This is a genomic window from Hydrogenophaga sp. RWCD_12 (assembly GCF_046604225.1).
In the GTDB taxonomy this organism is placed as follows: domain Bacteria; phylum Pseudomonadota; class Gammaproteobacteria; order Burkholderiales; family Burkholderiaceae_C; genus Hydrogenophaga.
In genome coordinates this window covers 61980-86202 of the sequence record NZ_JBKIXC010000002.1, presented here as the reverse complement: position 1 = coordinate 86202, position 24223 = coordinate 61980, and the positions used below count along the sequence as shown (strand labels likewise).

The 24223-nt window shown below is 64.5% G+C and carries 31 protein-coding genes; 3 read left to right on the top strand and 28 right to left on the bottom strand.

Features of this window, described 5'->3' with window-relative positions; all coding sequences use genetic code 11:
• Window positions 1-9 precede the first annotated feature (9 nt).
• The 25 genes from rplQ to ACLIJ1_RS07370 all read right to left on the bottom strand — a co-directional run bounded on the left by rplQ (window position 10) and on the right by ACLIJ1_RS07370 (window position 16816).
• Window positions 10-405 (bottom strand): 50S ribosomal protein L17, encoded by a 396-nt coding sequence (gene rplQ, locus ACLIJ1_RS07490; RefSeq protein WP_066157198.1) that lies wholly within the window; start codon window positions 403-405, stop codon window positions 10-12.
• 71 nt (window positions 406-476) lie between these two features.
• Window positions 477-1463, bottom strand: coding sequence for a DNA-directed RNA polymerase subunit alpha (locus ACLIJ1_RS07485; RefSeq protein ID WP_411364884.1), 987 nt, complete (start codon window positions 1461-1463; stop codon window positions 477-479).
• A gap of 94 nt (window positions 1464-1557) precedes the next feature.
• Entirely contained in the window at window positions 1558-2181 is a 624-nt protein-coding gene (gene rpsD, locus ACLIJ1_RS07480; protein ID WP_411364883.1) for a 30S ribosomal protein S4, read from the bottom strand.
• Between the two features lie 172 nt (window positions 2182-2353).
• Complete coding sequence (rpsK, locus tag ACLIJ1_RS07475; protein WP_308328656.1) at window positions 2354-2758, bottom strand: 30S ribosomal protein S11; 405 nt, start codon at window positions 2756-2758, stop codon at window positions 2354-2356.
• Between the two features lie 17 nt (window positions 2759-2775).
• Window positions 2776-3141, bottom strand: a complete 366-nt coding sequence (gene rpsM, locus ACLIJ1_RS07470; RefSeq protein WP_411364882.1) for a 30S ribosomal protein S13 — start codon at window positions 3139-3141, stop codon at window positions 2776-2778.
• Window positions 3142-3164: 23 nt separating this feature from the next.
• Window positions 3165-3278 (bottom strand): 50S ribosomal protein L36, encoded by a 114-nt coding sequence (gene rpmJ, locus ACLIJ1_RS07465; RefSeq protein ID WP_066157211.1) that lies wholly within the window; start codon window positions 3276-3278, stop codon window positions 3165-3167.
• A 40-nt stretch (window positions 3279-3318) separates the two neighbouring features.
• Complete coding sequence (gene infA, locus ACLIJ1_RS07460) at window positions 3319-3537, bottom strand: translation initiation factor IF-1 (protein WP_411364881.1); 219 nt, start codon at window positions 3535-3537, stop codon at window positions 3319-3321.
• Window positions 3538-3553: 16 nt separating this feature from the next.
• Window positions 3554-4867: a preprotein translocase subunit SecY gene (gene secY / locus ACLIJ1_RS07455; protein ID WP_411364880.1), complete on the bottom strand. Its 1314-nt coding sequence runs from the start codon at window positions 4865-4867 to the stop codon at window positions 3554-3556.
• Between the two features lie 23 nt (window positions 4868-4890).
• On the bottom strand, window positions 4891-5322 hold the full coding sequence (gene rplO, locus ACLIJ1_RS07450; RefSeq protein ID WP_411364879.1) for a 50S ribosomal protein L15: 432 nt from the start codon (window positions 5320-5322) through the stop codon (window positions 4891-4893).
• Window positions 5323-5350: 28 nt separating this feature from the next.
• Window positions 5351-5533: a 50S ribosomal protein L30 gene (gene rpmD / locus ACLIJ1_RS07445; RefSeq protein ID WP_066157720.1), complete on the bottom strand. Its 183-nt coding sequence runs from the start codon at window positions 5531-5533 to the stop codon at window positions 5351-5353.
• A gap of 11 nt (window positions 5534-5544) precedes the next feature.
• Window positions 5545-6063 carry a 30S ribosomal protein S5 gene (rpsE, locus tag ACLIJ1_RS07440; RefSeq protein WP_411364878.1) on the bottom strand — a complete coding sequence of 173 codons (519 nt, stop codon included), beginning with the start codon at window positions 6061-6063 and terminating at the stop codon, window positions 5545-5547.
• A gap of 18 nt (window positions 6064-6081) precedes the next feature.
• Entirely contained in the window at window positions 6082-6447 is a 366-nt protein-coding gene (gene rplR, locus ACLIJ1_RS07435) for a 50S ribosomal protein L18 (RefSeq protein WP_411364877.1), read from the bottom strand.
• Window positions 6448-6458: 11 nt separating this feature from the next.
• Window positions 6459-6992, bottom strand: coding sequence for a 50S ribosomal protein L6 (rplF, locus tag ACLIJ1_RS07430; RefSeq protein ID WP_411364876.1), 534 nt, complete (start codon window positions 6990-6992; stop codon window positions 6459-6461).
• A 24-nt stretch (window positions 6993-7016) separates the two neighbouring features.
• Window positions 7017-7412 carry a 30S ribosomal protein S8 gene (rpsH, locus tag ACLIJ1_RS07425; RefSeq protein WP_411364875.1) on the bottom strand — a complete coding sequence of 132 codons (396 nt, stop codon included), beginning with the start codon at window positions 7410-7412 and terminating at the stop codon, window positions 7017-7019.
• 18 nt (window positions 7413-7430) lie between these two features.
• The gene (rpsN, locus tag ACLIJ1_RS07420) at window positions 7431-7736 is read right to left on the bottom strand and encodes a 30S ribosomal protein S14 (RefSeq protein WP_411364874.1); all 306 of its coding nucleotides are present in this window, start codon (window positions 7734-7736) and stop codon (window positions 7431-7433) included.
• 8 nt (window positions 7737-7744) lie between these two features.
• Entirely contained in the window at window positions 7745-8284 is a 540-nt protein-coding gene (gene rplE, locus ACLIJ1_RS07415) for a 50S ribosomal protein L5 (protein ID WP_411364873.1), read from the bottom strand.
• Between the two features lie 2 nt (window positions 8285-8286).
• On the bottom strand, window positions 8287-8607 hold the full coding sequence (gene rplX / locus ACLIJ1_RS07410; protein WP_411364872.1) for a 50S ribosomal protein L24: 321 nt from the start codon (window positions 8605-8607) through the stop codon (window positions 8287-8289).
• A gap of 9 nt (window positions 8608-8616) precedes the next feature.
• Window positions 8617-8985 (bottom strand): 50S ribosomal protein L14, encoded by a 369-nt coding sequence (gene rplN / locus ACLIJ1_RS07405; protein WP_009514936.1) that lies wholly within the window; start codon window positions 8983-8985, stop codon window positions 8617-8619.
• 184 nt (window positions 8986-9169) lie between these two features.
• The gene (locus ACLIJ1_RS07400) at window positions 9170-10756 is read right to left on the bottom strand and encodes an FAD-dependent oxidoreductase (protein ID WP_411364871.1); all 1587 of its coding nucleotides are present in this window, start codon (window positions 10754-10756) and stop codon (window positions 9170-9172) included.
• Between the two features lie 72 nt (window positions 10757-10828).
• Window positions 10829-12562, bottom strand: a complete 1734-nt coding sequence (locus tag ACLIJ1_RS07395; protein ID WP_411364870.1) for an ABC transporter substrate-binding protein — start codon at window positions 12560-12562, stop codon at window positions 10829-10831.
• A 100-nt stretch (window positions 12563-12662) separates the two neighbouring features.
• On the bottom strand, window positions 12663-12971 hold the full coding sequence (locus tag ACLIJ1_RS07390) for a DUF2160 domain-containing protein (protein WP_411364869.1): 309 nt from the start codon (window positions 12969-12971) through the stop codon (window positions 12663-12665).
• Window positions 12971-13783, bottom strand: coding sequence for a carbohydrate ABC transporter permease (locus ACLIJ1_RS07385; RefSeq protein WP_411364868.1), 813 nt, complete (start codon window positions 13781-13783; stop codon window positions 12971-12973). Before ACLIJ1_RS07385 ends, ACLIJ1_RS07390 begins: the two co-directional genes overlap by 1 nt.
• Window positions 13780-14670, bottom strand: a complete 891-nt coding sequence (locus ACLIJ1_RS07380; RefSeq protein ID WP_411364867.1) for a carbohydrate ABC transporter permease — start codon at window positions 14668-14670, stop codon at window positions 13780-13782. Before ACLIJ1_RS07380 ends, ACLIJ1_RS07385 begins: the two co-directional genes overlap by 4 nt.
• Window positions 14667-15737, bottom strand: a complete 1071-nt coding sequence (locus ACLIJ1_RS07375) for an ABC transporter ATP-binding protein (protein ID WP_411364866.1) — start codon at window positions 15735-15737, stop codon at window positions 14667-14669. The genes ACLIJ1_RS07380 and ACLIJ1_RS07375 overlap by 4 nt, the downstream gene beginning before the upstream one ends.
• A complete protein-coding gene (locus ACLIJ1_RS07370) occupies window positions 15734-16816 on the bottom strand; it encodes an ABC transporter ATP-binding protein (protein ID WP_411364865.1) in 1083 nt (360 codons plus the stop codon). The genes ACLIJ1_RS07375 and ACLIJ1_RS07370 overlap by 4 nt, the downstream gene beginning before the upstream one ends.
• A gap of 174 nt (window positions 16817-16990) precedes the next feature.
• On the opposite strand from ACLIJ1_RS07370, the gene ACLIJ1_RS07365 reads away from it, so the two are divergent.
• Genes ACLIJ1_RS07365 through proC form a run of 3 tightly spaced genes read left to right on the top strand, consistent with a single transcriptional unit; the run spans window position 16991 to window position 20147 of the window.
• A complete protein-coding gene (locus ACLIJ1_RS07365) occupies window positions 16991-17767 on the top strand; it encodes a DeoR/GlpR family DNA-binding transcription regulator (RefSeq protein ID WP_411364864.1) in 777 nt (258 codons plus the stop codon).
• Between the two features lie 32 nt (window positions 17768-17799).
• Window positions 17800-19293: a glycerol kinase GlpK gene (glpK, locus tag ACLIJ1_RS07360; protein WP_411364863.1), complete on the top strand. Its 1494-nt coding sequence runs from the start codon at window positions 17800-17802 to the stop codon at window positions 19291-19293.
• Window positions 19294-19319: 26 nt separating this feature from the next.
• Window positions 19320-20147 (top strand): pyrroline-5-carboxylate reductase, encoded by an 828-nt coding sequence (gene proC, locus ACLIJ1_RS07355; protein WP_411364862.1) that lies wholly within the window; start codon window positions 19320-19322, stop codon window positions 20145-20147.
• A 3-nt stretch (window positions 20148-20150) separates the two neighbouring features.
• Here the strand turns inward: proC and ubiA are convergent, their stop codons facing one another.
• From ubiA to recG, 3 genes are read right to left on the bottom strand one after another with little or no spacing between them, the layout of a single operon-like run.
• Window positions 20151-21035: a 4-hydroxybenzoate octaprenyltransferase gene (gene ubiA / locus ACLIJ1_RS07350; RefSeq protein WP_411364861.1), complete on the bottom strand. Its 885-nt coding sequence runs from the start codon at window positions 21033-21035 to the stop codon at window positions 20151-20153.
• A complete protein-coding gene (locus ACLIJ1_RS07345; RefSeq protein ID WP_411364860.1) occupies window positions 21032-21991 on the bottom strand; it encodes a hydrogen peroxide-inducible genes activator in 960 nt (319 codons plus the stop codon). The genes ubiA and ACLIJ1_RS07345 overlap by 4 nt, the downstream gene beginning before the upstream one ends.
• A 43-nt stretch (window positions 21992-22034) precedes the next feature.
• Window positions 22035-24221 (bottom strand): ATP-dependent DNA helicase RecG, encoded by a 2187-nt coding sequence (gene recG / locus ACLIJ1_RS07340; protein WP_411364859.1) that lies wholly within the window; start codon window positions 24219-24221, stop codon window positions 22035-22037.
• Window positions 24222-24223: the final 2 nt, after the last annotated feature.

The following is a 24223-nucleotide window of genomic DNA, read 5'->3' as shown; positions in this document are numbered from 1 at the left end:
TATATTCTATCACGCTTTCGCGTCATCTGCGGCCGGTGCAGCATCTTCTGCACGATCCACCAGTTCGACCAGCGCCATCGGAGCGTTGTCGCCCACGCGGAAGCCCATCTTCAGGATGCGGGTGTACCCACCGGGACGTGCCTTGAAGCGCGGGCCCAGTTCGTCGAACAGCTTCACGACCACGTCGCGGTCGCGCAGGCGGTTGAAAGCCAGGCGGCGGTTGGCCACAGTGGCTTCCTTGGCCAGGGTGATCATGGGTTCGACCACGCGGCGAAGTTCCTTGGCCTTCGGCAGGGTGGTCTTGATGACTTCGTGCGTCAGCAGCGAGTTCATCATGTTGCGCAGCATCGCCTGGCGGTGCTCGCTGGTGCGGTTGAGTTTGCGAAGTCCGTGTCCGTGACGCATGGTGATTTCCTTTCAGTGTTTTGCCCCCAGCCGGATCAGGTACTGGGGGTTCGTCAGACGTTGATGACGGTTCAGTGTTTGTCGAGACCAGCCGGCGGCCAGTTTTCGAGCTTCATGCCCAAGGTCAGGCCGCGCGAGGCGAGCACTTCCTTGATTTCGTTGAGCGACTTGCGACCCAGGTTGGGGGTCTTGAGAAGCTCGTTCTCGGTGCGCTGGATCAGGTCACCGATGTAATAGATGTTTTCTGCCTTGAGGCAGTTGGCCGAACGAACGGTGAGTTCGAGCTCGTCCACCGGACGCAGCAGGATCGGGTCGAACTGCTGCGAGCTGCGCTGAGCGGGCTGATCGAACGCCGACAGTTCCACACCTTCGAGCTGCGCGAACACGGCCAGCTGTTCCACCAGGATCTTGGCGGAGGCACGCACGGCTTCTTCCGGACCGATCGACCCGTTGGTCTCGATCTCCAGCACCAGCTTGTCCAGGTCGGTACGCTGCTCCACACGGGCGCTTTCGACCGTGTAGCTCACGCGCTTGACCGGCGAGAAGGAGGCATCGAGGACGATGCGGCCGAGCGAACGCGAAGCATCGTCGTTGCGGCGCAGGCTGCCGGGCACATAGCCGCGGCCCTTTTCGACCTTGATCTGCATGTCCAGCTTGGCGCCGGCAGACAGCGTGGCAATCACGTGGCCGGGGTTGACGATCTCGACGTCGTGCGGCGTCTGGATATCGGCAGCCGTGACCATGCCTTCGCCATCCTTGCGCAGGCTCAGGGTGACTTCATCGCGGTTGTGCAGCTTGAAAACCACGCCCTTGAGGTTCAGGAGCATGTTGACAACGTCTTCCTGGACGCCGTCGATGGAGGAGTACTCGTGCACCACACCAGCGATGGTCACCTCGGTCGGTGCATGACCGACCATGGACGACAGCAGCACACGGCGCAGGGCATTGCCCAGGGTGTGTCCATAACCGCGCTCAAAAGGCTCCAGAGTCACCTTGGCACGGTTGGTCGAGAGTTGCTCGACATTGATGGTTTTGGGCTTGAGCAGATTGTTCAGCATTCAAACTTCCTTCAGTTCCCTCGGCTCGTTACACCGATAAGGCAGACGGAGCATGGCCCGGCCGCGCCAGAAGCGACGACGACCGGGAACGAAATTAACGCGAGTACAGTTCGACGATCAGAGATTCGTTGATCTCGGCGCCGAACTCATCGCGGTCAGGGGTCTTCTTGAAGACGCCTTCGGCCTTGTCGGCCGATACTTCCACCCAGGCGGGGAAGCCGATCTGCTTGGCCAGTTCCAGGGCCTCGATCACGCGGGCCTGCTTCTTGGACTTTTCGCGCACGGCAACCACATCGCCGGCCTTGACCGAGTACGACGGAATGTTGACCGGCTTGCCGTTGACCGTGATGGCCTTGTGCGACACGATCTGGCGCGCTTCGGCGCGCGTCGAGGCAAAGCCCATGCGGAACACCACGTTGTCGAGGCGCGATTCCAGCAGGAACAGCAGGTTAGCACCCGTGTTGCCACGGCGGCGGTCGGCTTCAGCGAAGTAGCGGCGGAACTGGCGCTCCAGCACGCCATAGGTGCGCTTGACCTTCTGCTTTTCACGCAGCTGCAGACCGAAGTCGGAGGTGCGCTGACCAGAGGTGCGGCCATGCTGGCCAGGCTTGGAGTCGAACTTGGCCTTGTCGCTGATAGAGCGGCGGGCGCTCTTGAGCAACAGGTCGGCGCCTTCACGGCGGGAAAGTTTGGCCTTGGGGCCGAGGTAACGTGCCACGTTGGGTTCCTTGAAAATATCTGCCGCAACCCACACCAGACGGTGTCATTGCGGGAGCTTTTCCTGGCGAGGAAAAGCGGTGGGCTTAGCAAAAATGCCACCGCAGGCGACTGCGGTGGCGCTCAAAAAAGCTTTTGATTGTACCGCTTGCGCGGTACCTCCTGACGGAGGGTCAGATGCGGCGACGCTTTTGCGGGCGGCAGCCGTTGTGCGGCACTGGCGTCACGTCGGAGATCGACGTGATGCGGATGCCCAGGGCACCCAAAGCGCGCACCGAAGACTCACGACCAGGACCGGGGCCCTTGATCTCGACGTCCAGGTTCTTGATACCCTGTTCGATGGCAGCACGACCAGCCACTTCGGACGCGACCTGCGCGGCGAACGGCGTGGACTTGCGCGAGCCCTTGAAGCCCTGGCCACCCGACGAAGCCCAGGACAAAGCGTTGCCCTGACGGTCCGTGATGGTGATGATGGTGTTGTTGAACGAAGCGTGCACGTGCGCAATGCCGTCCGCCACGTTCTTGCGGACCTTCTTGCGGACGCGGGCCGCTGCCGAACTGCTGGGAGCTTTAGCCATGTTTCTCTTTCAACCGATTATTTCTTGAGCGACTGGGCGGCCTTACGGGGACCCTTGCGCGTACGGGCGTTGGTCTTGGTGCGCTGACCACGCACGGGGAGACCACGGCGATGGCGGAAGCCACGGTAGCAACCGATGTCCATCAGACGCTTGATGTTCATCGTGGTCTCGCGGCGCAGGTCACCTTCGATGGTGAACGTGCCGACTTGGTCACGGACTTTTTCAAGTTCCGCGTCGCTCAGATCCTTGATCTTCTTGGCGTAGTCGATGCCACACGCTTCGCAGATCTTGCGGGCGCGGGTGCGACCGATACCAAAGATCGCCGTCAGGCCGATCTCGGCGTGCTTGTGAGGCGGGATGTTGATGCCTGCAATACGAGCCATGTTGGTTCCTCTGAACTTCCGAATCAGCCTTGACGCTGCTTGTGGCGCGGGTCGGTGCAGATGACTCGCACGACGCCTTTGCGCTTGATGATCTTACAGTTGCGGCACATTTTCTTGACCGAAGCCGAAACTCTCATAGTCTTCTCCTAGATATTCAAAACATTCAATGCCGACAGGTCACTTCGCCCGAAACACGATACGCGCCCGGGTCAGGTCATAGGGAGTCAACTCCACCTTGACCTTGTCGCCGGGCAGGATCCGGATGTAATGCATCCGCATCTTTCCGGAGATGTGCCCGAGCACCACATGTCCGTTTTCCAGTTTGACCCGGAAGGTTGCGTTAGGTAGGTTCTCTACCACCTCGCCCTGCATTTCAATTACATCGTCTTTTGACATACGACAGAACCGGAACTTAGGACTTGAAGTTTGCCTTTTTCAACAGTGATTCGTACTGCTGGGACATCATGTAGTTCTGGACCTGGGCCATGAAATCCATGGTCACAACCACAATGATCAGCAACGAGGTGCCACCGAAATAAAACGGCACGTTGTACTTCAGGATCAGGAATTCGGGCAACAGGCAGACTGCCGTGATGTAAACCGCTCCAGCCAGCGTCAGACGCAGCAGGATCTTGTCAATGTAGCGGGCCGTCTGGTCACCAGGACGGATCCCGGGAATGAAGGCACCGCTCTTCTTCAGGTTGTCGGCGGTTTCGCGGCTGTTGAAAACCAGCGCCGTATAGAAGAAGCAGAAAAATACGATGGCTGCGGCATAGAGAGCCACATAGATCGGCTGACCGGGAGACAGCGCCGAAGCGATGTCGCGCAACCAGCGGGTCGAGTCCCCGGTGCTCACCCAGCTCACAATGGTCGTTGGCAGAAGGATGATGGACGAGGCGAAAATTGGCGGAATCACGCCAGCCATGTTCAGCTTGAGCGGCAGGTGGGACGACTGACCGCCGTACACCTTGTTGCCCACCTGACGGCGTGCGTAGTTCACCAGGATCTTGCGCTGACCGCGTTCGACGAACACCACGGCGAAGGTCACCAGACCCACCAGCACGATGATGAACAGCGCCACCAGAATGTTCATGGCGCCGGTACGCACCAACTCCAGAAGACCACCAACCGCATTGGGCAGGCCCGCAGCGATACCGGCGAAGATCAGGATCGAGATGCCGTTGCCCAGTCCACGCTCGGTGATCTGTTCACCCAGCCACATCAGGAACATTGTGCCGGCCACCAGGCTGACGACAGCAGTCAAGCGGAAACCCATGCCCGGACTGATCACCAGACCCGCCTGGCTTTCCAGCGCAAGAGCGATGCCCATGGCTTGGAAGATTGCGAGGCCCAGCGTTCCGTAACGGGTGTAGGCGGTGACCTTACGGCGACCGGCTTCGCCTTCCTTCTTCAACTGCTCGAAGGTAGGAATCACATAGGTCATCAGCTGCATGATGATCGATGCCGAGATGTACGGCATGATCCCCAGAGCGAACACCGTGAAGCGCTTGAGGGCGCCACCCGAGAACATGTTGAACAGGCCGAGGATGCCACCACCGCCGGCCTGCCCCTTGAACATCTGCTCAAGCTGCGCAGGGTCGATTCCCGGAACGGGAATGTGTGCCCCGATCCGGTACACCACCAGTGCCAGCAACAGGAAAACGAGACGGCGACGCAGGTCGCCAAATTTTCCGGTCTTGGCCAGGGTCGTGGAGCCAGTTGCCACAGGATGCCTTTGTCGAATGCCGATCAGGCCAGCGAGCCGCCGGCAGCTTCGATCGCAGCCTTGGCACCAGCCGTGGCAGCGACACCCTTGAGCACAACAGCGCGGGTGACTTCACCGGTCTTGACGACCTTCACGCGCTTGGCCAGCTGGGCAACAAGACCCGCTTGCTTGAGCACGAGGATGTCGATCTCGGCGGCGTCGACCGTGTTCAGATCGGCCAGCGTGACTTCGGCGTTGAACTGCAGCTGGGCAGACTTGAAACCACGCTTGGGCAGACGGCGTTGCAGCGGCATCTGACCGCCTTCAAAGCCGACCTTGTGGTAACCGCCGGAGCGCGACTTTTGACCCTTGTGGCCACGACCAGCGGTCTTGCCCAGGCCGGAGCCGATGCCACGACCGACGCGACGCTTGGCGTGCTTGGCGCCCGCTGCGGGTTGAATGGTGTTGAGTTCCATGACGAATGAGTCCTCTTCGGTCGGGTGCTTACAGCACCTTCACCAGGTAGGCGATCTTGTTGATCATTCCGCGCACAGCGGGGGTGTCCTGCAGCTCGCTCACGCTGTTGAGCTTGCGCAGACCCAGGCCACGCACGGTGTCGCGGTGAGATTGCTTGGTGCCAATGGGACTGCGCACCAGTTGGACCTTGACGGTGTTTTGGGTGGTCATGATCGTTCCAATCAGCCGAGGATCTCTTCCACCGACTTGCCGCGCTTGGCAGCGACTTCGGCAGGGGTGGTCGAGTTCTTCAGTGCGTCCAGCGTGGCACGCACCAGGTTGTAGGGGTTGCTCGAGCCATGGCTCTTGGCCACGACGTCGGTGATGCCCAGCACTTCGAAGACAGCACGCATCGGGCCGCCAGCGATGATGCCGGTACCCTTGGCGGCCGGCAGCATCATGACATTGGAAGCGCCGTGTTCGCCGTGCACCGCATGGTGCAGCGAACCGTTCTTGAGAGCGACCTTCACCATGTTGCGGCGGGCCTGCTCCATAGCCTTCTGCACAGCCACCGGCACTTCACGGGCCTTGCCCTTGCCCATGCCAACGCGACCATCGCCGTCACCGACCACGGTCAGCGCTGCGAAACCGAGGATACGACCACCCTTGACCACCTTGGTCACACGGTTGATCGCGATCATCTTCTCGCGCAGGCCGTCGTCGTTCGCTTCGTTCTTTACATTCGCCGTAAATTTAGCCATTTTGAGTATTCCGCTTGATCAGAACTGCAGACCGGCTTCACGGGCTGCGTCGGCGAGGGCCTTGACACGGCCGTGATAGGCAAAACCGGAGCGATCGAAGGCGACCTTCTCGATGCCGGCGGCCTTGGCCTTCTCGGCAATGCGCTTGCCGATCAGCGTGGCAGCGGCAGTGTTGCCACCCTTGCCGGACGCGCCCAGTTCCTTGCGGACTTCGGCTTCGGCGGTGGAGGCAGACGCCAGCACCGTGGAGCCGTCGCCGGAGATGACGCTGGCGTAGATGTGCAGGTTGGTGCGGTTCACGGTCAGGCGAACGGCGCCCTGTTGCGCAATGCGGATGCGCGTTTGACGGGCCCGACGGAGACGTTGCTCTTTTTTGGTCAACATGATCCTGGTCCTTATTTCTTCTTGGTTTCCTTGATCACGACCTTTTCATCCGAATAACGGATGCCCTTGCCCTTGTAGGGCTCGGGAGGGCGCACGGCGCGCACTTCGGAGGCGATCTGGCCCACGCGCTGACGGTCAGCGCCCTTGATGATCACTTCGGTCGGCGACGGGGTCTCGACCTTGATGCCGGCAGGCATCTCGATTTCGACCGGGTGCGAATAACCGACGTTCAGGTTCAGCTTGGCACCCTGTGCCTGGGCCTTGTAGCCCACGCCGATCAGGGTCAGCTTCTTTTCGAAGCCCTTGCTCACACCGTTGACCATGTTGTTCACCAGCTGACGCATGGTGCCGGACATGGCATTGGCTTCGCGGGATTCGTTCACCGGGGTGAACGACAGCGAGCCAGCGTTGTTTTCGACCTTGACCAGGGCGTTTTGCGCCAGGGCCAGGGCGCCCAGGGCACCCTTGACGTTGATCAGGTCGTCTTTGACGGCCACTTCGACCCCAGCGGGGACGGCAACCGGCTGCTTACCAATACGCGACATTTCAGTTACTCCTCAATGCCCGCATCAGGCGACGTAACACAGGACTTCGCCGCCGACACCAGTGGCGCGGGCCTTGCGGTCGGTCATCACGCCCTTGGGGGTGGTGACGATGGCGACGCCCAGGCCGTTCTGGACTTGCGGCAGTGCATCACGGCCGCGGTAGATCCGCAGACCAGGCTTGCTCACGCGCTCGATGCGCTCGATCACAGGACGACCAGCGTAGTACTTCAGGGCGATTTCCAGCTGGCTCTTGCCGGCTTCGTTGGTCACCTTGAAACCGTCGATGTAGCCCTCGTCCTTCAGGACCTGGGCAATCGCAGCCTTGACCTTGGAGGCCGGCATCGACACGGTGGACTTCTCGACCATCTGCGCGTTGCGGATGCGGGTCAACATGTCGGCAATAGGATCACTCATGCTCATTTGTGGTTCTCCTAGTGCTTACCAGCTGGCTTTGGTGATGCCGGGGATCTCGCCGGCAAAGGCCATTTCGCGGACCTTGGCACGGGCCAGGCCGAAATAGGCGAACGTGCCACGCGGACGACCGGTGATCTCGCAGCGGTTGCGCTGACGGGTCGGGTTCGAGTTGCGGGGCAGCTTTTGCAGCGCCTGACGAGCAGCGTCGCGCTCTTCATCAGAGTGCTTGGCGCTGGTCGAAATCGACTTCAGCTCAGCGTATTTCTTGGCGAACTTGGCGGCGAGCTTCTCGCGCTTGAGTTCACGTTGGAGTAGTGCTTGTTTAGCCACGCGCCACCTCAGTTCTTGAACGGGAAACGGAAACCAGCCAGCAGAGCCTTGCACTCTTCGTCGGTCTTGGCGGTTGTCGTGATGCTGATGTTCAGGCCGCGCAGGGCATCGACCTTGTCGTATTCGATCTCGGGGAAGATTATCTGTTCTTTGACGCCGATGTTGTAATTGCCACGGCCGTCAAACGCCTTGCCCGAGATACCCCGGAAGTCACGCACGCGGGGCAGAGCCACGGTGACGAAACGGTCCAGGAATTCGTACATCTGGGCGCCACGCAGGGTGACCATGCAGCCGATGGGCTGCTGTTCGCGGATCTTGAAACCGGCGATGGCCTTCTTGGCCTTGGTCACAACCGGCTTCTGGCCAGCGATCTTGGTCAGGTCGCCCACAGCGTTGTCCATGACCTTCTTGTCGGCCACAGCCTCGCTCACACCCATGTTGAGGGTGATCTTGGTGATGCGGGGCACCTGCATCGGGGACTTGTAGCCGAACTTCGTGATCAGCTCGGGCGCGACCTTGTCGCGGTAGATTTCTTGAAAGCGTGTCATGGTCAGGCCACCTTGATTTCTTCGCCGCTGGACTTGAAGACGCGCACTTTCTTGCCGTCAGCCAGCTGCTTGATACCCACGCGATCGGCCTTGCCCGTGGCGCCATTGAAGATGGCCACATTGGACTGGTGGATGGACATGGTCTTTTCGACGATGCCGCCAGTCACACCCTTCATGGGGTTCGGCTTGGCGTGCTTCTTGACGATGTTCACGCCTTCGACCACAACGCGGTCTTCGGTAGCGCGATCCAACACCTTGCCGCGCTTGCCTTTGTCGCGACCGGCGATGACGATGACTTCGTCGCCCTTACGAATCTTGTTCATGGTGAATCCTCAGAGAACCTCGGGGGCCAGGGACACGATCTTCATGAACTTCTCGGTACGCAGTTCACGCGTGACCGGGCCGAAGATGCGGGTGCCGATGGGCTCCAGCTTGGCGTTGAGCAGCACGGCGGCATTGCCGTCAAACTTGATCAGGGCGCCGTCCTGGCGGCGGATGCCCTTGGCGGTGCGGACCACCACAGCGTTGTAAACCTCGCCTTTTTTGACGCGGCCACGGGGCGCTGCTTCCTTGATGCTGACTTTGATGACATCACCCACGCTGGCGTAGCGGCGCTTGGAGCCGCCGAGCACCTTGATGCACATCACGGACTTGGCACCCGTGTTGTCAGCAACATCGAGTCGAGATTGCGTTTGGATCATTTGATTTAAGTCCCAACTTGAATCCTGCCAGCCACCACGGCCGGAAGTGATCAGTCTTGGGCCCGTCGTAGCTTGCTGCTTCCCTCAGGAATCAGCCCGCGTCGCTGGGCAGATAGCTTCGCCTTTTAGAGCGAAGCCGCAGATTATTGCACCGCGAAAGCGGCGTGTCAACAGCTTGCTGCGATCAATTTGCCGCCCGGTGCGGCAAATAGTGGTGGCAAAGCTGCAGAAAGTGGCCGAGCGCCGGTTCCGGAACCCCTTCGTCCGACAGGATGGCTGCCACATCGGGCGCCATCTCGGCCGCCAGCCGGGCATCCAGGAACAGTGCGCGCCACCGGCGGGCCAGCACATCCTCGACAGTGTGCGCATGCTCACTTCGTACGGCATGGCGCACCATGCCCTCGGTGAGCCCCAGGCCGATTGGGCGGTCGGCGCCCTGGCATTGCCGCACCTGTGGCGCTTCGCTGCCATAAATATGCATGCCGGGTGCAAGGTGCAGCGGTACCGCGCCATCGGCGCTGGCGGGAGCGCCGATCAGCCGGTGATCCTCACTCAAGCCACCATCGCGCCGCGGCAGCAGACCACTGGAGAAACACCGGTCCAGCACATCTTCTGCCATGGCCCGGTAGGTCGTCCATTTGCCGCCGGTGACCGTGACCAGTCCGTTGCCGTCGACCACGATGGTGTGTTCGCGGGACAGCACTTTGGTGCCGCCTTCGGCGGTCGACGGCGGCGCCACCAGCGGGCGCAGGCCGACCCAGATGCTGCGGATGTCTTCCGTGCGTACCGCGCGGCTCAGCACCCGGCCGGCCTCCCCGAGGATGAAGTCCAGCTCCTCGGCGAACGCCTCGGGCTCGCGCGGCAGGTCCTGCCGTGGGGTGTCGGTCGTTCCGAGAATGAGCTTGCCCAGCCAGGGAACGGCGAACAACACCCGGCCGTCGCGCGTTTTGGGTACCAGCAGGGCGTGGTCGCCGGGCATGAACTCGCGATCGACGACCACGTGCACACCCTGGCTCGGGCTGACCATGCGTTCGGGCACCGGGTCTTGCCCCTCGCGCCGGGCGCGCGCGCGCAGATCGTCGACCCAGACGCCCGTGGCGTTGACGACACAGCGCGCCTGCAGTCGGTGCGCCACCCCATTCAGGGTGTCGCGCAGGTCCAGCTCGGTCAGCGCTCCAGGCGCATCGGACACGCGGCGGATGCCGGTGACCTGCATGTAGTTGAGCACGCGTGCACCGGCGGCCTCCGCACTGCGGGCCAGTGCCAGCGCCAGGCGCGCGTCGTCGAACTGCCCGTCCCAGTAGCGCACGCCGCCATGCAGACCCTCGGGGTTGGCACCCGGCAGCGCGGCCAGGGTTTCGGCCCTGGAAAGAAAAGCCGTGCGCCCGAGGCCGGCACGCCCGGCCATCAGGTCGTACAGCTTGAGGCCCATGCCGTAGAACGGCGTCTGCCACCAGCCGTAGGACGGCATCACGAAGGGCAGCGGCTGGGCCAGGTGGGGGGCGATGCGCAGCACGGTGGCGCGTTCGGCCAACGCCTCGCGTACCAGGGCCACGTTGCCCTGCGCCAGGTAGCGCACGCCGCCGTGCAGCAGCTTGGTCGAACGGGAAGAGGTGCCGCCGGCGAAGTCCTGCGACTCCAGCAAGGCAACGGAAAAGCCGCGCAGCGCTGCATCGAGCGCAACGCCCAGACCGGTGGCGCCGCCACCGACCACCACCAGGTCGTAGACGGGCTGCCGGACGAGCGATTGGAGCAGTTCTGCGCGTGTCATGAATCGGGGGGTGACCGCATGCGCCGCGAGGCGCATGCGGTGGGTTCAACAACTCAGCTCAGCAGGGACGCATCAGCGCGCCTTGCCGGCCTTCCAGGCGTCCAGCAGGGTCTGGTAGGCGATGGTCTCGCCCTTCGGCTTCTCGTTGGCCAGCTTGGCCCAGGGAGCCTGCTTGTCCGACAGCCACTTCTTGGGGTCTTCTTTCTTGTTGAGCTTGGGCGCGCACTTGGCCATTCCCGCGCGCTCCAGGCGCCCCATCACGTCGTCCATTTCCTTGGCCAGGTTGTCCATGGCACCCTGCGGGGTCTTTTCACCCGTGACGGCCTGGGCCACGTTCTTCCACCACAGCTGCGCCAGCTTGGGGTAGTCGGGCACGTTGGTGCCGGTGGGCGACCAGGCCACGCGGGCGGGGCTGCGGTAGAACTCGACCAGACCGCCCAGCTTGGGCGCCATGTCGGTCATGGCCTTGCTCTGGATGTCGGACTCGCGGATCGGGGTCAGGCCGACCATCGTCTTCTTCAGCGAGGTGGTCTTGGCGGTCACGAACTGGGCGTACAGCCAGGCGGCGGCGGTCTTGTTGGCGTCGTGGTCCTTGAAGAAGGTCCAGCTGCCCACGTCCTGGTAGCCGTTCTGCATGCCCTGCTTCCAGTACGGGCCGTTGGGGCCAGGGGCCATGCGCCACTTCGGCGTGCCATCGGCGTTGACGACTGGCAGGCCCTTCTTGGTCATGTCGGCGGTGAAGGCCGTGTACCAGAAGATCTGCTGGGCGATCTGGCCCTGTGCGGGCACCGGGCCGGCTTCCCCGAAGGTCATGCCGGTGGCCTCTTTGGGCGCGTACTTCTTCATCCAGTCGACGTACTTGGTCAGCGCGTAGACGGCGGCCGGCGAGTTGGTGGCGCCGCCACGCTCGACCGAGGCGCCCACGGGCGTGCACTTGTCGTCGGCCACGCGGATGCCCCACTCGTCGATCGGCAGTCCGTTCGGTGCTCCGATGTCGGCGGTGCCGGCCATCGACAGCCAGGCGTCGGTGAAACGCCAGCCCAGCGACGGGTCCTTCTTGCCGTAGTCCATGTGGCCGTAAATCGCCTTGCCGTCGATGGTCTTCACATCATTGGTGAAGAACTCGGCGATGTCCTCGTAGGCGCTCCAGTTCAGCGGCACGCCGAGGTCATAGCCGTACTTGGCCTTGAACTTGTCCTTGATGTCCTTGCGCTCGAACAGATCGGCGCGGAACCAGTACAGGTTGGCGAACTGCTGGTCGGGCAGCTGGTAGAGCTTGCCGTCGGGCGCGGTGGTGAACTTGGTGCCGATGAAGTCCTTGATGTCGATGCCAGGATTGGTGAAGTCCTTGCCCGCGCCGCTCATGTAGTCGGTCAGGTTCAGGACCTTGCCGTAGCGGTAGTGGGTGCCGATCAGGTCGGAGTCGGAGATCCAGCCGTCGTAGATCGACTTGCCCGACTGCATCGAGGTCTGCAGCTTCTCGACCACGTCGCCTTCCTGGATCAGGTCGTGCTTGACGGTGATGCCGGTGATCTCGCTGAAGGCCTTGGCCATCGTCTTGGATTCGTACTCGTGCGTGGTGATGGTCTCCGACACCACCGAAATTTCCTTCACGCCCTTGGCCTTGAGCTTGGCGGCGGCGTCGATGAACCACTTCATCTCTGCCAGCTGCTGGTCCTTGCTCAGGGTCGAGGGCTGGAATTCGCTCTCGACCCATTTCTTGGCGGCAGCCTCGTCGGCCCATGCCGCATGGGAACCCACGGCACAGGCAACAGCCAGCGCGAGGGTGGTGTAACGGAACTTCATGAATGTCTCCTCTTGGATGGTTGAACCAGGTGCTGCCCCTCATGGCGGTTGGGTGACCACGGCCCCGGGGCAGCGCCGGGCCGTATTCCCTCGAAAACGTTCAGCCCTTGCGCATCACCAGCGCGAGAAAGCCCATGGACAGCACGAAGCTGATCCAGATGCTGGGCTCGTTCTCCAGCGAGAACCACTCCGCGAAGTGGCCCGCCAGACCGACAAAAGCCAGGTTGATGTAGGCCGCACTGAGCAGGCCGATGAAGAGCCGGTCACCTCGCGTGGTGGCGATCGGCAGGAAGCCCTTGCGCAGGGTGGTGGGAGAACGGATCTCCCACACCGTCATGCCCGCGAGCATGAGCGCAATGCAGATGAAGAAAACAGCGACCGGCGTGGTCCAGGCCATCCACTCGAACATCACACCCTCCCCATCGCAAAACCCTTGGCAATGTAGTGCCGCACAAACCAGATCACGATCGCACCCGGCACGATGGTCAGCACGCCCGCCGCCGCCAGCGTCGCCCAGTCCATGCCGCTGGCGCTCACCGTGCGCGTCATGGTGGCGACGATGGGTTTGGCGTTCACGCTGGTCAGCGTGCGGGCCATGAGCAGCTCGACCCAGCTGAACATGAAGCAGAAGAACGCCGCCACCCCCACGCCGGCCTTGATCAGCGGCAGGAAGATCGTCAGGAAGAACCGCGGGAAGCTGTAGCCATCGATGTAGGCGGTCTCGTCGATCTCGCGCGGGATGCCCGACATGAAGCCTTCGAGAATCCACACCGCCAGCGGCACGTTGAACAGCAGGTGCGCCAGCGCCACCGCGATGTGCGTGTCCATCAGGCCCACCGTCGTGTAGAGCTGAAAGAAGGGCAGAAGGAACACGGCCGGCGGCGTCATGCGGTTGGTCAGCAGCCAGAAGAACACATGCTTGTCGCCCAGGAAGCTGTAGCGGCTGAACGCATAGGCCGCCGGCAGCGCGACGGTGATCGAGATTACCGTGTTGATGCCCACGTAGATCAGGCTGTTGATGTAGCCCGAATACCAGCTCTCGTCGGTGAAGATCAGCTTGTAGTTGTCCCAGGTGAAGGCCTGGGGCCAGAGGCTGAAGCTGCTGAGGATCTCTTCGTTGGTCTTGAAACTCATGTTGACCATCCAGTAGATGGGCAACAGGGCAAAGACCAGATACGCGATCAGGAACAGGGACCGCTTCTGGAAACGCTTGTCGTTCATGACTGCACCTCTTTCTCGGCTTCGCCCAGGCGCTGCATCCAGTTGTAGAGCACGAAGCAGAACAGCAGGATGATGAGGAAATAGATCAGCGAGAACGCCGCCGCCGGGCCGAGGTCGAACTGGCCCACGGCCTTCTGTGTCAGGTACTGCGACAGGAAGGTCGTCGCATTGCCGGGGCCGCCGCCGGTCAGCACGAAGGGCTCGGTGTAAATCATGAACGAGTCCATGAAGCGCAGCAGCACCGCGATCATCAGCACGCCGCGCATCTTGGGCAGCTGGATGTAGCGGAACACCGCCAGCTTGCTGGCGCCGTCGATGCGCGCGGCCTGGTAGTAGGCATCGGGGATCGAGCGCAGGCCGGCGTAGGCCAGCAGCGCCACCAGCGGCGTCCAGTGCCAGACGTCCATCAGCAGCACGGTCAGCCAGGCGTGGGTCGCGTCCCCGGTGTAGCTGTATTCGATGCCGAGGTTCTGCAGGGCGTGGCCCATCAGTCCGATGTCGGCGCGGCCGAAAATCTGCCAGATGGTGCCGACCACGTTCCATGGAATCAGCAGCGACAGCGCGACGATCACCAGCGTGGCCGAGGCCTTCCAGCCTTCGGCCGGCATGGCCAGCGCCAGCAGGATGCCCAGCGGCAGTTCGACCAGCAGGACGGCCAGCGAGAAGCGCATCTGGTTCCACAGTGCGGCGTGCAGGTCTTCGTCGCGCATGACGCTGGCGAACCATTCGGTGCCGACAAAGACGCGGCGCTCGGGCGAGATGATGTCCTGCACCGAGTAGTTGACCACCGTCATCAGCGGCAGGATGGCCGAGAAGGCCACGCAGATGAAGACGGGCAGGATCAGGAACCAGGCTTTCTGGTTGACGGGCTTGGTTGTCTGGCTCATGCCACCAGCTCCTCGTTCTTGTAAAAACAGGTGTGCTCACCCAGCACCTGCACGCCCACGGCCTCGCCGACCGCGGGCAGCTGGGCATCGGGCGCGAGACGGGCCTTGAGGGACTGCCCTGCCGCGTCCAGCGTCACCAGGAAATAGGTGCCGATGTCCTGCACCTTCTGCACCGTGGCCGGCAGGGTCGAAGCGGCCCCTTGCGGCGCCAGCGAGAGGTACTCGGGACGGATGCCGACGCGCAGCGCGCCGTCGGGCAACGATGTCTGCGCAGTCAGCGCCTGCCCACCGACCCGCAACTGTCCGCCCTCGGCCTGCGCTTCGAGGAAGTTCATGCCGGGCGAACCGATGAAGTGGCCGACGAAGGTGTGGGCCGGACGCTCGAACAGCGCGTCGGGCGTGCCCAGCTGCACCACCTTGCCGCGCGTCATCACCACCACCTGATCGGCGAAGGTCAGGGCCTCCACCTGATCGTGGGTCACGTAGATCAGCGTGAGCTTGAGCTCATGGTGGATCTGCTTGAGCTTGCGCCGCAGCTGCCACTTCAGGTGCGGGTCGATCACCGTCAGCGGCTCATCGAACAGCACCGCCGATACATCCGGCCGCACCAGGCCGCGGCCCAGCGAGATCTTCTGCTTCTGGTCGGCGGAGAGGCCGGCCGCGCGCATGTCCAGCTGGTGGCTCATCTCCAGCATCTCGGCGATCTGTCCCACGCGGGCCTTGATCTGGTCCGCCGGCACCTTGCGGTTCTTCAGCGGGAACGCCAGGTTCTCGGCCACGGTCATGGTGTCGTAGATGACCGGAAACTGGAATACCTGCGCGATGTTGCGTTCCTGCGGCGTGGCGCGGGTCATGTCCTTGCCGTCGAACTTCACCGTGCCGTGCGAGGGCACCAGCAGGCCGGACATGATGTTGAGCATGGTCGTCTTGCCGCAGCCCGAGGGACCGAGCAGCGCGTAGGCGCCACCGTCCTCGAAGCTCATCTTCAAGGGAAGCAGCGCATAGTCGCCGTCTTCCTTCGGGTTTGGCTTGTACGAGTGGGCAAGGTCGAGATCGATGCGGCTCATGCAGTCACCTCGAGGCGCTCGGGGGCGACCAGCAGGTCGCCGGACTGGTCGAAGGCGTAGACCTGCGCAGGGTTCACATGCAGCGTGATCGCGCTGCCCAGGGCGAAGTCGTGCACGCCGGTCAGCTGGGCGACGATCTCGCCGACCGCCGTGTGCACGTGGACGAAGGTGTCGGAACCGGAAATTTCGGCCAGCTCCACACTGCCCGGCAAGGCCACGTCGCCCGGACGCGGCGTCACACGCACGGCGCTGGCGCGCACGCCCAGCGTCAGCGCACGGGTCGCATGCCGCGGCAGAGCCACCGCCAGCAGCGGCCCGCCGTTCAGGCGCGCGCCGCCGTCGGCCACCTCGGCCGCCAGCAGGTTCATCGGCGGGTCGCTGAAGGCGCGCGCCACACGCAGCGACTGCGGGCGGTGAAACACCTCGGCCGTCGGCCCGTACTGCAGCAGCTCGCCCGCGTCCATCACCGCGGTGTAGCCGCCCAGCAGCAATGCCTCGCCCGGCTCGGTGGTGGCGTAGACCACGGTCGAATCGCCGTTTGCAAACAGCTGGGTCAGTTCCTCGCGAAGCTCTTCACGCAGCTTGTAGTCCAGGTTCACCAGCGGCTCGTCGAGCAGCATCAGGGGTGCGTTCTTGGCCAGGGCGCGGGCCAGGGCCACGCGCTGCTGCTGGCCACCCGAGAGCTCGGCCGGCAGGCGGTTCAGGAAGATGTCGATGTGCAGCTTTTCGGCGAGTTCGCGCACGCGGCGGTCAATGTCGCCCTTGGACTGGCCGCTCAGTTTGAGCGGCGAGGCGATGTTGTCGAACACCGTCATAGACGGGTAGTTGATGAACTGCTGGTAGACCATCGCCACGTTGCGCTCGCGCACCGGCGTGCCGGTCACGTCGCGCCCGTCGACCAGCACGCGCCCGGTCGACGGCACATCGAGGCCGGCCATGATCCGCATCAGGCTGGTCTTGCCCGCCTGCGTCGCGCCCAGCAGCACCGTGACTGCGTCAGGCGCCGGAATCAGGCTCATGGGGTACAGGTGGACCGCCGGCCCGACCGTTTTGCCCACTTGCTCCAGGGAAAGTTGCATGTCTGGTTTCGAGGATGAAGCGTGAAGGAAAGCACACGCTCTGTTTTCGAGCGTTTTCGTTTTGGCGATTTTATTGTTCGTTTTTGTTCTTCTAAGTTCGGTATTTACCCTTAACGAACGGTTTTCTTTTTCCGTTATGTTCGGAGCCATCCGATTTCCGACCGCCCGCTGTCCATGAACCTGGCCCCCCGACACACCCATCTGCTGGACGTGGTGCGCACCCACGGACCGCAGACCATCGACGCCCTGGCCGAGCGCTTCGGCGTCACGCTGCAGACGGTGCGCCGCGACGTGCAGCGCCTGGCCGAAGCCGGTCTGCTCTCGCGTTTCCACGGCGGTGTGCGGCTTCCGGGTTCCACCACCGAGAACATCGCCTACCGCCAGCGCCAGGCGATGGAGTCGGAAGCCAAGATGCGCATCGCCCGGGCGATTGCGCAGCGCGTGCCCAACGGCTGCTCGCTGATCCTCAACATCGGCACCACCATTGAAGCCGTCGCCCACGGCTTGATGCAGCACCGTGGCCTGCGCGTGATCACCAACAACCTGCACGTGGCCGCCCTGCTGAGCGCCAACCCGGACTGCGAAGTGATCGTGGCCGGCGGCCAGGTGCGCGGCGCCGACCAGGGCATCGTGGGCGAAGCCACGGTGGACTTCATGCGCCAGTTCAAGGTCGACATCGGCCTGATCGGCATCAGCGGCATCGAGGCCGACGGCACGCTGCGCGACTTCGACTACCGCGAAGTGAAGGTCGCGCGAACCATCATCGAGCAGTCGCGCGAGGTCTGGCTCGCGGCCGACCGCAGCAAGTTCAACCGTCCGGCGATGGTGGAGCTGGCGCGGCTGGACGACGTGGACGTGCTGTTCACCGACGAGCCGCCGCCGCCGCCGTTCGACGACCTGCTGGCGCAGGGCGATGTGGAGTGCGTGGTCGCCGGCCGCGACGCCGCCTGATCCTTTCGACAAAACAAGAGGCGAGACATCCCATGAGCTATCTGCTGGCCCTGGACCAGGGCACCTCCAGTTCGCGCAGCATCGTGTTCGACCAGGCCGGCCGTGTGGTCGCGATGGCGCAGCGCGAGTTCCGCCAGATCTACCCGCAACCCGGCTGGGTCGAGCACGACCCGCGCGACCTCTGGAACACGCAACTGGAGACCGCGCGCGAAGCGCTGGCCAAGGCCGGGCTGAAGGCCGGCGACATCCGCGCCGTGGGCATCACCAACCAGCGCGAGACCACGGTGGTATGGAACCGAAAGACGGGCGAACCGGTCTACAACGCCATCGTCTGGCAGGATCGCCGCGCGGAAAGCACCTGCGTGGCGCTGCGCGAACGCGGCCTCACCGACAGCGTGCTGCAGAAAACCGGGCTGCGCATCGACGCCTATTTCTCCGGCACCAAGCTGCAGTGGATCCTGGATCACGTGCCCGGTGCGCGCGCCCAGGCCGAGGCCGGCGAGCTGGCCTTCGGCACGGTCGACAGCTGGCTGATCTGGCAGCTCACCGGCGGCGCGGCCCATGTGACCGACCACAGCAACGCCGCGCGCACCATGCTGTTCAACATCCACACGCAGCGATGGGACGAGGAGCTGCTGGCGGCGATGAATATCCCGGCCGCCATGATGCCGACCGTCCTGCCCTCCAGCGCCCACTTCGGCGAGGTGCGTCCCGAATGGTTGGGCGGCCCGCTGGTGATCGGCGGGGTCGCGGGTGACCAGCAGAGCGCGCTGTTCGGCCAGGCCTGCTTCCAGGCCGGCATGGCCAAGAACACCTACGGCACCGGCTGCTTCATGCTGATGCACAACGGCGAGCGCTTCCAGACCAGCCAGAACGGCCTGATCACCACCGCCGCCGCGCAGCCGCCCGGCAAGCCGCAGTACGCCTTCGAAGGCAGCGTCTTCATCGGCGGCGCGGTCGTGCAGTGGCTGCGCGACGGCCTGCGCGCCATCCAGTCCAGCAGCGAAGTGCAGGCCCTAGCCGAGAGCGTGCCCGACGCGGGCGGCGTGGTGCTGGTGCCGGCCTTCACCGGCCTGGGCGCGCCCTACTGGCAGCCCGACAGCCGCGGCAGCATTGTTGGCCTCACGCGCGGCAGCACCATTGCCCACATCGCGCGCGCAGCGCTGGAAAGCATCGCCTTCCAGAGCGCCGCCCTGCTCGACGCCATGAGCCGCGACGCAGTGGCCAGCGGCGGCGTGCCGGTCAACGAGCTGCGGGTGGATGGCGGCGCCTGCGTCAACGACCTGCTGATGCAGATCCAGGCCGACCTGCTGGGCATTCCGGTGGTGCGGCCGGCCGTGATCGAGACCACCGCGCTGGGCGCGGCCTACCTCGCCGGCCTGCACGCCGGGGTCTACGCCGGGCTGGACGAGCTGTCGAAGCAGTGGCGCGCCGAGCGCACGTTTCACCCGACGCTGTCGCGCGAGCGGGCCGCCGAAAAAATGGCCGAATGGGAGCACGCGGTCAGGCAGACCACCGCGCCCTGAGCACCGCGGGCGGCGACAATTCCGGCATGAACACGTCCACCCATCCCCTCATCACCTTCATCGGCGGCGGCAACATGGCCAGCGCCATCATCGGCGGCCTGGTCCGCCAGGGCCATCCCGCCAGCGCCCTGCAGGTGGTCGAACCCTGGGACGAGCAGCGCGCGAAGCTGGCGCAGCAGTTCCCGGGCATGGCCGTGCTGGGCGCTGCCAGTGCCGAGCTGCAGCCGTCAGAGCTGGTCGTGTGGGCCGTCAAGCCACAGACCTTCAAGGACGCTGCGGCCGCCACCAACCTCTTTGTCGCTGGCGCCCTGCATCTGAGCGTGGCCGCCGGTATCACCAGCGAGAGCATTGCCCGCTGGCTGGGCAGTGAACGCATCGTGCGGGCCATGCCCAACACACCCGCCCTGGTCGGCCTGGGCATGACCGGTCTGATGGCGCGCGCCGCCGTGACGGCCGACGACAAGACCCTGATCGAGCGCGTGGTGCGCACCACTGGCGAGATGGTGTGGGTGAATGTGGAAGCGGACCTGGATGCCGTGACCGCGCTCTCGGGCTCCGGCCCCGCCTACGTGTTCTTCTTCCTGGAAGCGATGCGCGACGCCGGCGCCCGCATGGGCCTGGCGCCCGAGGTGGCGCAGCAGCTGGCCATCGGCACCTTCATCGGCGCCGCCACACTGGCCCAGCGATCCACCGACCCGCTGCAGACCCTGCGTGAACGCGTCACCTCCAAGGGCGGCACGACCTACGCGGCCATCACGTCGATGGAAGCGTCAGACATGAAGGCGCTGTTCGAGAAGGCCCTGGTCGCCGCTCAGACGCGCGCCGCCGAACTGGGCGCCGAGTTCGGCAAATAGGGCTCAGCGCAGGGCAATGCCCAGCACGACGCCGACGAACACCGTGAACCCCAGCCAGTGGTTCAGGCGGAAGGCCTTGAAGCAGCCGTCGCGCGTGCGATCCTTGACGAGCCGCCAGTGCCAGACCACCTGGGCCAGCGCCACCAGCAGCGTCGCGCTCCAGACCGACGGACTCACCTGCCCCCACAGCACCGCGGTCCAGAGGCCCAGGAACACCAGATAGAACGCGGTGACCGCCGGCACATCGGCGTCGCCCAGCGTGATGGCCGAGGTCTTCATGCCGATGCGCAGGTCATCGTCGCGGTCGACCATGGCGTACTCGGTGTCGTAGGCCACCACCCAGAACAGGTTGCCCGCCATCAGTGCCCAGGCCTGCCAGGGCACGTTTTCCGTCACGGCGGCAAACGCCATCGGAATGCCGAAGCTGAAGGCCACGCCCAGCACCGCCTGCGGCATCGACACGTGGCGCTTGGCATAGGGGTAGATCAGCGACAGCACCAGCCCGAGGAAGGACCAGGCAATGGTCGCGGCATTGGTGGTCAGCACCAGCAGGAAGGCCACGAAAGCCAGCACGGCGCCGACCGTCAGCGCCTCTTTCACGCCCACCCGCCCGCTGGTCACCGGCCGCTGTGCCGTGCGTTTGACGTGCCTGTCGAACTCGCGGTCGGCCACGTCGTTGACGCAACAGCCGGCGCTGCGCATGAGTACGGTGCCGGCCACAAAGACGGCCAGCAGGTGCAGACCCGGGAAGCCCTGCGCCGCGATCCACAGCGCCGACAGCGAGGGCCACAGCAGCAGCAGCCAGCCAGCAGGCCGGTTCCATCGGATCAGGTCAAGGTAGAGCGCCAGCTTCGACGGGCGCGGGTCGGGCAAGGCAGCGGAATTCATGAAAGTCTCTTGACGCCTGGCAGTTCGCAGGCGTAGATGGAATTGCGCAGTTCGGCGATGGCTTCATAGCGCGTGAAGCTGCGGCGCCAGGCCAGCACCACGCGCCGCGTCGGCGGGTCGCCGTCGAACGGCAGGTAATGCACGAAGGCGGCGTCGCCCATGTCCTGCGAGTTGTCGGCGGAGCCGTCCAGCGCCGAGCGCGGCACCGACAGCCGCGGCACCAGGGTCACGCCCATGCCGGCGGCGACCATGTGCTTGATCGTCTCCAGCGACGAGCCCTCGAAGCTCTTGCGGATGCCTTCGGTGTCGCTCGAATAACGTGCGAACTCGGGACAGACTTCCAGCACGTGGTCGCGGAAGCAGTGCCCGTTGCCCAGCAACAGCATGGTCTCGTTCTTGATCTCGTCGGTGGTGATGGTCTTGCGACGCGCCAGCGGGTGGTTGGCCGGCACGGCGGCCATGAAGGGCTCGTCGTACAGCGGCGCGATGGCCAGGTTGGTGTCGGGGAAGGGCTCGGCCAGGATCGCGCAGTCGATCTCGCCCAGACGCAGCTGCTCCAGCAGCTTGACGGTGAAGTTCTCCTGCAGCATCAGCGGCATCTGCGGCGTGCGCTCGATGACCTGGCGCACCAGCGAAGGCAGGATGTAGGGGCCGATCGTGTAGATCACGCCCAGCTTGAGTGGCCCGGCCAGCGGGTCCTTGCCGCGCTTGGCGATCTCCTTGATCGCCGCGGCCTGCTCCAGCACAGTCTGCGCCTGGCGCACGATCTGCTCGCCCAGCGGCGTCACCGCGATCTCGCTGGCATTGCGCTCGAAGATCTTGAGCTCCAGCTCCTCTTCGAGCTTCTTGATCGCAACGGACAGCGTGGGCTGCGACACGAAGCAGGCCTCGGCGGCCTTTCCGAAGTGCTTCTCGCGCGCCACTGCCACGATGTATTTGAGTTCGGTGAGCGTCATGAGGATATTTTGCTCCCCCCGCGCCGCAGGCGGCGCGGGGGGGTCAAGCCTTGAGGTATTCGGCCTTGGTCCCGAGCCATCGGCCGACATGCCGCTCGGCCGCTTCCGGAAAGCGGGCCAGCATGTCAGCGGCCGCCCCGCGCGCCCATTCCAGCAGGTGGGTGTCGGTCGCGAGGTCGGCGAAACGCAGCAGCGCGGCGCCGGACTGGCGGGCGCCGAGGAATTCGCCCGGGCCGCGGATCTCCAGGTCGCGGCGCGCGATCTCGAAGCCGTCGTTGGTTTCCGCCATGGCCTTGAGGCGTTCGCGCGCTGTCTCGCCCAGACGGCCCCCTTCGTTCGGGGTGAAGAGCAGCACACAGGCCGACGCCGCAGCGCCGCGGCCCACCCGGCCGCGCAGCTGGTGCAACTGGCTCAGGCCGAAGCGTTCGGCGTGCTCGATCACCATCAGCGAAGCATTGGGCACATCCACCCCCACTTCGATCACCGTGGTCGACACCAGCACGCCCATGTGCCCGTCGCTGAACAGGCTCATCACCGCCTTCTTCTCGGCCACCGGCATGCGGGAGTGCAGCAGCCCGACCAGCACACCGGGCAACAGCTGCGAAAGCTCGGCGTGCGTCTCGGTGGCGTTGGAGAGATCGATCGCCTCGCTTTCCTCGATCAGGGGGCAGACCCAGTAGACCTGCCGGCCTTCGGAGACCTGGGCTTGGATGCGCTCGATCACCTCGTGGCGGCGGCTGTCGGACAGCACCTTGGTGACAATGGGCGTCCGGCCCGGTGGCAGTTCGTCGATGGTCGAGACGTCGAGGTCGGCGTAGTAGCTCATTGCCAGGGTCCTGGGAATCGGCGTGGCCGACATCATCAACAGATGCGGCTCAGATACGGGCTGCCCCCACGCTCCACCGCTTCGCGGGTCGCTGCCCCCCGGGGGGGCTGCATCGCCTTGGGGCGGCCCGGCGGCGATGCCCTCCCCCAACTTGCTGCGAAGCGCCAGACGCTGCGCGACGCCGAAGCGGTGCTGCTCATCGATGATCGCCAGGGCCAAGTTCTTGAATTGCACCTGGTCCTGGATCACGGCGTGGGTGCCGACCACCAGCGCGGCCTCGCCGCTGGCGATCAGGGCCAGCATCTCGGCGCGCTGCTTTTTCTTCTGGCTGCCGGTCAGCCAGGCCACGCGCTTGCCCAGGGGCGCAAGCAACGGTTCCAGCCAGCCGATGAGCTTGGCGAAGTGCTGCTCGGCCAGGATCTCGGTCGGCGCCATCAGCGCGCATTGCCAGCCGCTGTCGATGGCGATCGCTGCGGCCAGCGCGGCGACCACGGTCTTGCCCGAACCCACATCGCCCTGCAGCAGGCGGTGCATCGGCACGGCGCGCGCCAGGTCGTGCGCGATCTCCTCGCTCACGCGGCACTGGGCACCGGTCAGCGCAAACGGCAGCACCGCCAGCAGCTGTTCGTGCAGGCCACCGTCCGTGGTCCTCAGCGCGGGTGCGCGCAACGCATCGCGTTCGCGTTTGGCGGTCAGCTGCGAGAGTTGCTGTGCCAGCAGTTCTTCGGCCTTCAGGCGCTGCCAGGCCGGATGGCTGCGGTCTTCCAGCGCCCCCAGCGACACGTCCGGCCCCGGGTGGTGCAGGTACTCCAGTGCCTGGCGCAGCGACATGAGCGGAGCGCGCAGGCCGCGCAGCGCGTCCTGCAGCGAAGTCAGCAACGGCAGCGGCAAGGTCTCGCTCAGATCGGCGCGCCGCAAGCCGCCGACCACCGCCTTGCGAAGGTAGGCCTGCGGCAGCTGGGCGCTGGTCGGATACACCGGCGTCAGTGCGTCGGGCAGTTCGCCGCCAGCCGCGTGAAAGGCCGGGTGCATCATGGTCTTGCCCATGAAGCCGCCACGCACCTCGCCGCGCACCCGCACCCGTGCGCCGACTGCCAGGGTCTTTTGGTGCGCGGGGTAGAAGCTGAAGAAGCGCAAGGCGCAGGTGTCCGACCCGTCGTCGATCGTCACCAGCAGCTGGCGGCGCGGGCGATAGGTGATCTCCTGTTTCGTGACTGTGGCTTCGACCTGCACGACTTCGCCATCGCGCGCCTCGCGCAGCGTGACGATGCGGGTCTCGTCTTCGTAGCGCAGTGGCAGGTGCAGCGCCAGGTCAATGTCCCGCACCAGCCCGAGCTTGTGCATCGCCTTCTGCGGGGCGGACAGTTCCTTGCGTGGGGCTGTGGGCGGCGCAGCGTCGGGCATGG